6 protein-coding genes and 1 pseudogene are annotated in these 10,643 nt (G+C 53.0%); 6 read left to right on the top strand and 1 reads right to left on the bottom strand.

Annotated features, from left to right (window positions below):
• Window positions 1–707: 707 nt before the first annotated feature.
• A complete protein-coding gene (locus AC2FLD_RS18675) occupies window positions 708–2,603 on the top strand; it encodes an amidohydrolase (RefSeq protein ID WP_496672114.1) in 1,896 nt (631 codons plus the stop codon).
• Window positions 2,604–2,874: 271 nt separating this feature from the next.
• On the opposite strand, the gene AC2FLD_RS18670 is transcribed toward AC2FLD_RS18675, so the two are convergent.
• Entirely contained in the window at window positions 2,875–4,605 is a 1,731-nt protein-coding gene (locus AC2FLD_RS18670; RefSeq protein WP_496672117.1) for a sulfatase-like hydrolase/transferase, read from the bottom strand.
• A gap of 337 nt (window positions 4,606–4,942) precedes the next feature.
• On the opposite strand from AC2FLD_RS18670, the gene AC2FLD_RS18665 reads away from it, so the two are divergent.
• From AC2FLD_RS18665 to AC2FLD_RS18645, 5 genes and pseudogenes are all read left to right on the top strand, one after another.
• The gene (locus AC2FLD_RS18665; RefSeq protein ID WP_496672293.1) at window positions 4,943–5,842 is read left to right on the top strand and encodes a helix-turn-helix domain-containing protein; all 900 of its coding nucleotides are present in this window, start codon (window positions 4,943–4,945) and stop codon (window positions 5,840–5,842) included.
• Window positions 5,843–6,723: 881 nt separating this feature from the next.
• The gene (locus tag AC2FLD_RS18660) at window positions 6,724–8,370 is read left to right on the top strand and encodes an arylsulfatase (RefSeq protein WP_496672120.1); all 1,647 of its coding nucleotides are present in this window, start codon (window positions 6,724–6,726) and stop codon (window positions 8,368–8,370) included.
• Between the two features lie 148 nt (window positions 8,371–8,518).
• A pseudogene (locus tag AC2FLD_RS18655) lies at window positions 8,519–9,275 on the top strand (IS5 family transposase).
• A 298-nt stretch (window positions 9,276–9,573) separates the two neighbouring features.
• Window positions 9,574–9,726, top strand: coding sequence for a hypothetical protein (locus AC2FLD_RS18650; RefSeq protein ID WP_481668669.1), 153 nt, complete (start codon window positions 9,574–9,576; stop codon window positions 9,724–9,726).
• A gap of 18 nt (window positions 9,727–9,744) precedes the next feature.
• Window positions 9,745–10,641: a YegS/Rv2252/BmrU family lipid kinase gene (locus AC2FLD_RS18645; protein ID WP_481668668.1), complete on the top strand. Its 897-nt coding sequence runs from the start codon at window positions 9,745–9,747 to the stop codon at window positions 10,639–10,641.
• The last annotated feature ends 2 nt before the right edge of the window (window positions 10,642–10,643 follow it).

Raw genomic sequence — 10,643 nt, 5'->3', positions numbered from 1 at the left:
TAATCACAACAACCAGTTGAGCCAGACCCTCTCTTAGATCAGGCGGCCATCTGTCCCAAAATCCCTGACGACGGACAAGCTTGCCTTGGTAGCTTGAAGGCGGATATCCAAATTTCGAGTGTTGTGGGGTGAAGTATGGGGTGGAAAGGCCTATCGCAAAAGAAATTTCATATTTTCAGTTTGATAAGAGATAGTTCGAATCCCTTCGTCTCCGCCACTTTTCTCATAAACTCAATGAGTTGGTGCGCCTCAATGCTCTCAGCGCCCTTATCTGCCCCCTTATGGGATTTCGCATTGCTCGGCATCCGCTGAAAGACCCCGCCAAGCATCTGCCGAGTCGGAATGTCGCACCCCACCCCCCGGCCTCACCCGGACGCGGCGCAATTTTGTTTATACCCCGCGCACACCAAGCGCGTGGTATCTGGACTTTTTGACTGCTATGTCAGGTGAGATGTGGCCACCCCCGCGCGGCAACAAACTCGTTACGCCGAGAGTACATCAGCTGCTTGGCCATTTGGTGCACTTAGCACGAAAGACCGCTTTGAAGTCCACGCAGACACCCGATCCATTCCGATCATTATCCGCAATGCGGACTAAGCGGACGCTCGCAAAGAAACAACTTCAGCATACAAACCTATTCGAAAAACTTTTGGCTGCCGCCGCGTTTCTCCGGCATAGTGCAAAAAACAGACGTCAGGAGGTCAGAAATGCCTAAGATTAGCCGACGCAGATTTCTTAGATCAGGGCTTGCCGGTGCAACTGCCTTAACGCCACTCAGCACTGCGTTTGGACAGTCCGGTTCGCTTTCTGAATTGGGAACGGCAATCGTACGACTTCCCGAGGTGACGGTTTACACTGCCAGAGAAATAATGACGCTTGATCCGGCAAAGCCCTCAGCTGAAGCCGTCGCTGTCGTAAATGGCCGCATTCTTTTGGTCGGTAGTCTTGAAGACGTTCAAGGCATCCTGAAAGGGCAGCGCTATAAAGTAGATACAAAGTTTGCCGACCACGTCATTGTGCCTGGTTTTCTCGCCCAGCACGATCACCCGTTACTGGCGGCTCTCACGATGTCTTCAGAAATCCTTTCGATCGAAGATTGGGTTTTACCCGCGGGCACAGTCCCTGCGGTAAAGGACAAAAAGGATTTCACCGACCGACTAACAAAAGCAGTGGAGCAACGTACCGACCCATCTGAGCCAGTCGTTTCATGGGGGTATCACCCAGCCTTTTATGGTCCGCTTACGCGGGAGGATCTCGACGCCATAAGTTCGACACAACCGATACTGGTTTGGGCGAGGTCGTGTCATGAGATGATACTGAACAGTGCCGCACTGGAAATGGGAGGTGTCACGCAGGACGTCGTCGAAGGTTTTTCAGCTACGGAGCAGGTACAGTCCAAATTTTTGGAGGGACGATTTTGGGAGCAGGGATTATTTGCGGTGCTGCCTTTCATCGCTTCAATTGCTGCAACCCCGGAGCGGTTGCAGTCCGGTTTGGAGCTGACGCGTGACTACATGCACGCCAAAGGCATTACGTTTGGAAACGAACCCGGTGGCATTCTGGCCAAACCTGTTCAGGACGGTATCAACGCAGTTATGTCCAGTCCTGGCATGCCCTTCCGTTGGTCTTTCATGCCGGACGCCAAAACTTTGGTCGACACCTATTCCGATGATGCTCAGGTGATCGCCGAGACCGAAAAACTGGAAAGCTGGTATGGGGGCATGACCAGTCTTGCGCCCAAGCAAGCCAAGCTGTTTGCGGATGGGGCGATCTATTCGTTGCTCATGCAAGTGCGTGATCCATATCTGGATGGCCACACGGGCGAATGGATGATGGACAAGAGCCTGTTTGATAGAGCATTCCGCATTTACTGGGATGCAGGTTACCAAATTCATGTGCACGTGAACGGAGACGCAGGACTTGATCGCGTTCTTGACGCACTCGAAATGAATCTGAGACGCAACCCGCGCTATGACCATCGAACCGTTCTGGTTCATTTCGCGGTTAGCGCAGAAGAACAGGTGCAGAGAATTTCGGAGCTTGGCGCCATCGTCAGTGGCAATCCATACTACGTCACTGCCCTTTCAGACCAATATTCTTCTGTCGGTCTCGGGTCGAAAAGAGCGGATGCGATGGTACGTCTCGGCGATATTTCGAAGGCAGGGATCTCCTGGTCGCTGCATTCTGATATGCCAATGGCACCAGCCGATCCTCTTTTCCTGATGTGGTGTGCCGTAAACAGGGTGACTGCTTCCGGTCGTGTCGCGGGACCGGATCAACGGGTCAGTGCAGAGGAAGCCCTTCGAGGTGTCACGATCGAAGCCGCCTATTCATTGAAACTTGAACATGAGATCGGCAGCATCGAACCGGGGAAACGCGCAAATTTTACCATTCTCGACGACAACCCTATTGCGGTGGATCCAATGAAAATCAGGGACGTTAAAGTCTGGGGAACCGTGATGGAAGGGCGGGTTTTTCCAGTTGAAAAGGAAGTGAGGAAAGCGTCGTTGATGCCTCCGGTCGGTGGAGTTGGCAACATAGACGCTGACTTTGCACGAGCAACACTTGAGCATGCTCTCAAAGTTGTACACACACACATTTAACTCTTATTTTTGTGCTGCGAGTTGTAGGAAGAGGTTGTCCGGAATGGGCTCAGAGCAGTCATTCGCCGCACTCGGCATGAACGACTGCCACGCGGACAGAGCGGAAATTGGCGGTAATAAGCCTAATTAGCGCTGTCGGCCCAATCCAGTCAATCACCGCCCTTGCCGCAAACGACCGGTTCAGGGTCAGGTGTGCTTCAAACAAACCGTTTCAGTTGATTGTCGTGAAGTAATAGGAGAATCACCGCCGGGCGGCAATTCTCCGGCATTGTTATTCGCCGTATCCCGGCTCACCCAATTCGTAGGGCAATTGGTCTAGATGCTCTATGAATTCCAACGGGTCAAACGGCAAGCTATCAAAATCTGCTGGCGGGTTTGACAAGGCCAGCGTGGCGGGACGGGCATTGGACAGGTTTGCATACGCTGGTCCGCGGTTGTGTTTGCGGTCCGGATACTTCTGTTTCCACAATTCATGTCGGGCGCGCATTCGCTTGAACGGCTCCTTAAAGTGGAAGCCACCGACGACGATTGGATTGGCTTCACGGTGGTCGTTATATAGATCGTAAACAGCAGTCAGGCCGGACTTGGCCTGCCCCGGATCATCCGATGTCCAGTGGATTTTGAACTGGTCTTTGACTGTGGCCGCTAGGTCAGGCCCCTGGTAAATGAACACATGATCGCGCCGTCCGTGGGTATCGCCGTTGAGCAGCAGCGCCGTCTGATCGATGCCGTCGATGATGCGGTCGGTGGGAATATGCTGGGTGGCTCCTGCCAGCCTAGCAAATGTCGTGAACAAATCGGTTTCGTGGATCATGTCAGCCGCATAAGTACCTGGCTCGATCACGCCCGGCCAAAGTGCTGCTGCGGGAACCCGGACACCACCTTCAGTAAAGTCGCCCTTGCCACCACGAAACAGGCCTTCACCCAGACCGGCACCGGCAGGCGGATTGTGTGTCATCGGGCCATTGTCGGCCATGGCAACGATCAGTGTGTTTTCTGCAATTCCTAGTTCTGCCAGAGTTTCCCGCAAAAGAGCGATGTCGGGTTCAATTACGCGATGATAGCTTTCCCCCACCATGCCGCGCTGCAAGGTCACTTTCTGAGGGTTAGGAATGAAGGACATCCAAAGCGGCCACCATGCGACGTAGAATGGCTTGTCTGCTTCCGCACTTTGACGAATGAAGTTGATTGCACGCTTCCGGCTCTCGATGTCGAAATCATTGTAGTCCTGTACTTCTTGTGAGCCGTGGCGCCATTCGGCGGCTTGTTCGCCTTTCTTGCCTTCCATGTAAAAGACAAAACCTTCGTCCAGAACGAATCTATGGTCGCGCTGATAGGGGTTGTCCGCAAGCAACTCCTCTTTCATCCCGACAATCGCGTTGGCACCCTCGCCAGTTGCATTATATAGGCTCGTGACTTGATTGTAGAGCGCCCAGAACGCGACATCAAAACCTTGGTTGATGGGATAGGATTCCTCGATATCTCCCAGATGCTGCTTTCCGAAAAAACCGGTTGCATAACCCTGGGCCGACAGAACTTCGGCCAAAGTTACATTTTCCGCCGCCAGTCCGGTATACTCAATCGGAAATCCGATTTCCCAGGTGCCTGTGCGGATAGCGTTCTGGCCTGTCAGAACCGCCGCACGGCTGGGCGTGCAGCCCGGCTCGGTATACATGCGTGAAAACTGCATTCCATCTTCGGCAAGCTGGTTCAGATTTGGTGTCGAGTAGCCGCGTATTTGTTGATAAATCGGATCGCCGAAAGCCATCGGTGGCTGGTCGTCCCACATGTAGTGGACGATATTCGGGGGGGCACCGTATTGCTCTCTCAGGGCCGCCAGTTTCTTGTCCAGTTCGTCGTCCTCAACGGCCCAGACCTTCCCGTTCTGCGCTTCCAGAATGTAGTATTCAGCGTCATGAACTATTGCGTTTTCCTGTGCGAGAGCGCTCGTTGCGAATGCCGTAAGGATCGCAATTACTCCCACAGATCGTTTTTGTTTCATGGTTTGGCATCCTTGTTAAATTCTTTTGGTTCTTCAGGCCATCAGTGATCAGCTGATGGGTGTATGCAGACAGTGATTGAGAAGTAGCGGCAGCCTGCCGGGCCAGTTCCGAACGTTCATCCTGCGTCGGAAGCGTGACGATGCGTTCTGAACGTCGTTCGCACTTTGGGAGCGGCGGGCGTCCCATTGTGGCCGGTTTGCGTTCTATACCTTCCACGCGGGTCAACTTGCTCAAACATTCATCCGGAGGTTAACATTACCGGGAAACTAACTGAGGCAGGGAATGAACCACATCAAAAATTCGCCAAACCTGCCCAGGTCCGAACCACTGGTGGTGATGACGTTGCCGGAGCCAAACGACATAAACGGCTTCTCTCCGTGGGAAATTGATTTTCGACAGATCGAGGCCGGTGCAATGGAAACCAAGGTAACGCTTCGCGCCGGAAGCATTGTAACACTATTGAACATTTCAATGTCACGCGCCGTGCACCAAACCGGCGTGTCACCCAAAGGGTTGCTTACCTTTGGAGTAATCCGGCGCAACGCTGTTCAGGTGTGGCAAGGTCAGGAGACATCGGAATCCGAATTGCTGTCTTTCGGCAGTTCCGACCCTTTTGACGGCGTAAGCACCACACATTTTTGCGGCACAACTGTTTCTGTCAAAGAGCACGATGTAGAATTCCTGGCTGACGCCTTGGGCCTGGATATCCCGGAGAGCTTACGAACTTCTGCGAAACCGGCAATTTTTGGACAGCACAAACGTCTGGCAGCGATACGGCAACTCTCTGAAAGGCTTACGGGCAGTAACGCACCGCCGATGACCGACGCCATCGAAGAGGAGATTGTTGCTGACCTTCTGTTAGCGGCAAACTCATACGATCAACACGAAGACAAAAGCACGCCTTTGATCCGGTCTCGGGCCGTTTCGAAAACTACCGAGTTGATGCTAGCCCACCTTGGCGAAAATGTTCCGATCAGCCAAATATGCAGGGAGGTCGGTGTTTCATGGCGCACTTTGGATCGTGCCTTCCTCGAGAAGTTTGGTGTCGGGCCAAAGAAGTACTACCAACGAATTCGCCTAAATCGGGTTCGATCCGACCTGATCCGTAAAACCAGTCACTACAGTATTTCCGACATCGCTAACCGTTGGGGTTTTTGGCACCTAGGGCAATTCGCTCAAGACTACCACAACATGTTCGGGGAGTTGCCATCACAAACCGGTGCAGGTCAGGAGTGAACACTCGTTTTATCTTTCAAGATTTCTGCGGAAACGTGTGTCGGGATGTTGACGGCCAATGAGGGAGCATTCGGTCAATCAATCAAATTGCAGCGAAGGTCTGCTGTCCGCAGTTCGCGACAGATGCCGCGGTTTATTTCAACGGCAATCTTGGGCTCAAAGCAGTCTTTCGCTGCAGTCGGCTTGAACGACTGCTACGCGGACTTTGCGGCCATTGGCCCGCTTTCACCGGAGGACCGCAAACAGCGCAATCCGGACATTAAATAGGAAGGTCTCAAATTTTTGGCTACGCAAAGTTGCCCACGGTCTAAAGCGATGGCCTGCTCTGGGTGCGCCCAACCCAATTCGCGATTACGGCCGCTTCTAGCGCGTTGGTCGAACTGAGCCGCCCAATTTTAGTGGTCCAAATTGAAAGTTAGTGCATGGTTGGCCTTTGATCTATCAGGACGAAGACTTCCGGGGCGGATTTGCACACGACGAAGCTTTGACAATAGATGAATCGCAATAATGTAATGTGAGTTGTTGGTTCTCTGCCGTTTTCCACTGACAACCTTCGTTGAACATGAGGCGGTCAAACTTTTATGCGGGTAAAGCAAACGCTATTCGTGGGTTAAATCACTCAAAAAAGTGAAACGTTGATTTAGACTTAAAAACGACGACAGAGATTACCGAGGATGATCGCAAGGATCATCCAAAGTTTAATGTCCTATCGACTAGTTGTTCGGTGTGATTAAACGGCGCCCCGAGAGGCCGATGTATCCAAAAGTATAAGAGGCCATTCGGAATAGGTCGTAGTGTGTTTAGTTCTGCACTGTATCAAAACCTTTAGAAACGCGCAGTTTCAAAACTTTAATACTTTTTACCCGGAGTAGGAGATAAACATGATTAAACCTCACCAAGTTGTCACGCCATTGGCTGCTTTCTTTTGTACTTTCGCGATCTCCGCGACGGCTCAGGATTTCGATCCGACGTCGTTGTCGACCTATGGCAGCAAGCCCAACATCATTATGATCGTTTCTGACGATACTGGGTATTGGGACCTTGGTGCCTATCATGGGGGCGCCGCGCGCGGCATGGACACGCCCAATCTTGATCAAATGGCCAAGCAAGGGATGATGTTCACAGATTTCTACGCTCAATCCTCTTGCACGCCGGGGCGTGCCGCGATGCAGACCGGGCGTTTCCCGAACCGCTCGGGCATGACGACGGTTGCTTTTCAGGGTCAGGGTGGTGGACTACCGGCGGCAGAATGGACGATTGCGTCTGTTTTGAAGCAGGCTGATTACAACACTTACTTCATGGGAAAATGGCACCTCGGGGAAGCAGATTATGCCATGCCGACAGCCCATGGCTACGACAAGATGGAAAACACATTTCTCTATCACCTGAATGCGTACACCTATGCGCTGGACGACTGGAATGTGCAGATGTCCGATGATCAGAGAGCATTTTACAAAGAGAACACCACCGGCGTTTTTGAAGGCGTGGCCGGAGATCCTGCCAAGGAAGTGCTGACTATCGAAGACATGACGACTGCTGATTTGGCCGCGCTGGACAAGGTTGGTGCGGAAAAGGCGGTGGCAGAACTGGAGCGTCTTGCTGGCCTGGACCAGCCATTCTTCATGTCTATCAACTGGGCTGCGAACCACCAGCCTAACCTGCCGTCGCCTGATTTTGTGGGCAAGTCGGCGGTAAAGAACAAGTATGGCGACAAGGTGGTAGAGCTTGATTTCCACACTGGTCAGATCCTCGACAAGGTGGAAGATCTCGGAATTGGGGAAGATACCCTGATCATTTACACTGTTGATAATGGCGCATGGCAGGATGTGCATCCTGATGCCGACATGACACCGTTTCGTGGCACCAAAGGGACTGACCGTGAAGGGGCGTACCGCGTACCTTTCTTAGCAAAGTGGACAGGTAAGATCGAGCCGAACACGAAGTCGAGCGACATCACCGGCGGCACCGATCTGATTGCCACCTTTGCCAACCTCGCCGGCGTTCCGTTGCCGACCGAAGATCGGGAAGGGCAGCCGACGATTTTTGACAGCATTGATATGGCTCCGGTCCTGTTTGGTGAGGCCGACCCACAGCGCAACACCTGGGCGTATTTTACCGAGAATGAACTCACTCCGGGCGCGGTGCGCGTCAATGAATGGAAGGCCGTCTTCAACATGCGCGGCGACAACGGTGCGCGTGCTGGATCCGAAGCTCCTGCTGCCGAATTGGGATGGCGCGGGGCCGAAATGTACGTTGCTACCGTTCCGCAGGTGTTCAACCTTTGGGAAGACCCGATGGAGCGCTACGACATCTTCATGACCACCGGGCGTGAGAACACTTGGACGATGCCGACACTGATGGGCGAGGTTGAGCGGGTTGTGAAAACCTACATCGACTATCCCCCACGTCCGGTGCAGAGCGAATCCTACTCCGGCCCAATTACACTCAGCGAGTACCACCGCTTCACGACGGTGCGCGACCAGTTGAAAAAGGACGGCTTCAATTTGAGCCTGCCAACCGGCAACTGACGCAAATGGCCGGGGCGTCGTTATGCGGCGCCTCGACACATCGAAAATGTGAAACGGAGTAAGTGCTTCTTCACAGTTTCTCTAGGGTCAGGACCCATTGATTTCCGCACGGCGATATGACTCACGGTTCGAAAACCGAGCGGTAACCATGTCTGATCTTTTCTGGCTGAGCGATGCGCAGATGGCGCGTCTTGAGCCCTTCTTCCCGAAGTCCCACGGCAAACCTCGCGTCGATGATAGGCGTGGGTTGAGTGGGATTATCTTAATCAATCGCAATGGCTTACGTTGGCGCGATGCACCCAAGGAATACGGGCCACACAAAACGCTGTACAACCGCTGGAAGCGGTGGAGTGATAAAGGTATCTTTGCCCAGATGCTGATAGGATTGGCCGCTGATCACGGTGAGGAGAAGACCGTAATGATTGACGCGACTTACCTCAAAGCCCACCGTACGGCGTCCAGTTTGGGCGTGAAAAAGGGGGACGCGGTCGCCTGATCGGACGCACCAAGGGCGGCATGAACACAAAGCTACACGCCATCTGCGACAGCAAAGGCCGCCCGCTGAACCTGTTCGTCACCGCTGGGCAGGTGAGCGACTACATCGGCGCAAGTGCGTTGCTGAGCAGCCTGCCGCAGGTCGATTGGCTACTGGGTGATCGTGGTTACGACCTGATTGGTTCAGAGAAGCCCTTAAAGTCAAGGGAATACGCCCATGCATCCCCGGTCGCAGACAGCGGAAGAAGTCCGTTAAGTACGACAAGCGCCGATACAAACGGCGCAACCGGATCGAGATCATGTTCGGCAGGCTCAAGGATTGGCGGCGTGTGGCAACACGATACGACAGGTGTCCCAAAGTCTTCCTCTCAGCCATCGCACTCGCCGCAATCGTTATCTATTGGCTATGAGTCCTGACCCTAATTTTAACGGTGGGTCCATTCAAATGGGGAGGCTCAATTGGAGTGTTCTGAAGTTCAACACAGTTTCTGTTGGACGAAATCCACTGGATTTATTTGCGCTGCGCTACGGGAGTAGCAATCTAATTGAATTCGGGGCATAATTTGGCATTGAGTTTTCTTGCTCTCAGGAGGCACCGCGTAGACACCGCTCAGGGCCAATGTGAATTACTTGAGCAATATTGGCCTAGTGGGATGGTAAATCATACCCTCGATCACATGGTTGGTCAGATTTGGAGGGCTAAAAACAATGGCAACCAAAGCCGAATTTTGTATGGCAACAGTAGAAGCCAGAGCTGCCACGGACGCACTAAAGAAAATGGCGCGTGATCCTTTAGGTGCGTTTGACCCTGGGTTGGCCACAACGGTTGCCAAGGCAGTGATCAAGAACCTGAATAAATGAGAGGAAAAGGCCGGCTACATGGTTTGTAAAACACTCCTCATCCTCAATCGAAAATCTGCGGCCCGACCTGACGTACGTTCGGCTGTCAGACCACTAGAAAAGGAGCTTGGTCTGGAGATTGTTATCCCTTGGTCAGGTAAACAGTTGCGAAAAACGATACACAAGCACTTGGCCAAGGGCGTGACGCGCTTTGTTGCAGGAGGTGGTGACGGGACACTCAACGCGGTTACCAGCGCCCTATTGCGATGCGATGCAGGACCAACCATTGTTTTGGGGCTTATGCCTCTGGGCACTGCTAACGACTTTGCCAGGTCTTATGGTGATGACGGATCGGATCTTTCTGCATCATTGGTGCAGGCCGCAACCGGAAGAGCCCGGTCGATAGATATTGGTTCTATCAACGGTCGCCCATTCGTGAATGTCGCCAGTGGCGGGTTTGGGGCCATGATTACCGCGACAACTCCCAAAGAAATTAAGAAGCGGCTAGGAGGGTTAGCCTACACCCTTACCGGATTGGCGCGAGTTTCTGAGCTGAAACCAACGCAGGCCTTGATTACTTTGGATGGGTCAGAGCATAACTGGGCGTCGGTTTCTGCGCTGGTAATTGGCAACAACCGCTTTGCCGGTGGTGGGTTCGAAGTAACTCCAGAGGCTGACATGTTCGACGGGTTGCTCGATCTGGGTGTTTTGACCACGGACGAGTGGCCACCTGCAAACCTGTCTTTTGGGCATTTCCCCGACCTGAGTGACCCGATTGAGGGGCTCGTAAAACGTAGCCGTTTCAAACATGCGGTGTTGGAAACAGAAAAACCGTTCCACTTAAACCTTGACGGTGAACCGATGGTGGACACGAGGTTCGAAATATCGGTTCTACCGGGTAGGTTAAGCTTTGCGCTACCTTCAACTGGGTCTTGATC

The sequence above is a fragment of the Ruegeria sp. CDSA021 genome (genome assembly GCF_059612325.1).
This window is presented reverse-complemented; position numbering and strand designations above follow the sequence as displayed.

What these genes read in the sequence shown, in the direction of transcription:
- AC2FLD_RS18675 (WP_496672114.1), top strand. Translation starts at nt 708, where the DNA reads ATGCCTAAGATTAGCCGACGCAGATTTCTTAGATCAGGGCTTGCCGGT.
- AC2FLD_RS18670 (WP_496672117.1), bottom strand. Translation starts at nt 4,605, where the DNA reads ATGAAACAAAAACGATCTGTGGGAGTAATTGCGATCCTTACGGCATTC.
- AC2FLD_RS18665 (WP_496672293.1), top strand. Translation starts at nt 4,943, where the DNA reads ATGACGTTGCCGGAGCCAAACGACATAAACGGCTTCTCTCCGTGGGAA.
- AC2FLD_RS18660 (WP_496672120.1), top strand. Translation starts at nt 6,724, where the DNA reads ATGATTAAACCTCACCAAGTTGTCACGCCATTGGCTGCTTTCTTTTGT.
- AC2FLD_RS18650 (WP_481668669.1), top strand. Translation starts at nt 9,574, where the DNA reads ATGGCAACCAAAGCCGAATTTTGTATGGCAACAGTAGAAGCCAGAGCT.
- AC2FLD_RS18645 (WP_481668668.1), top strand. Translation starts at nt 9,745, where the DNA reads ATGGTTTGTAAAACACTCCTCATCCTCAATCGAAAATCTGCGGCCCGA.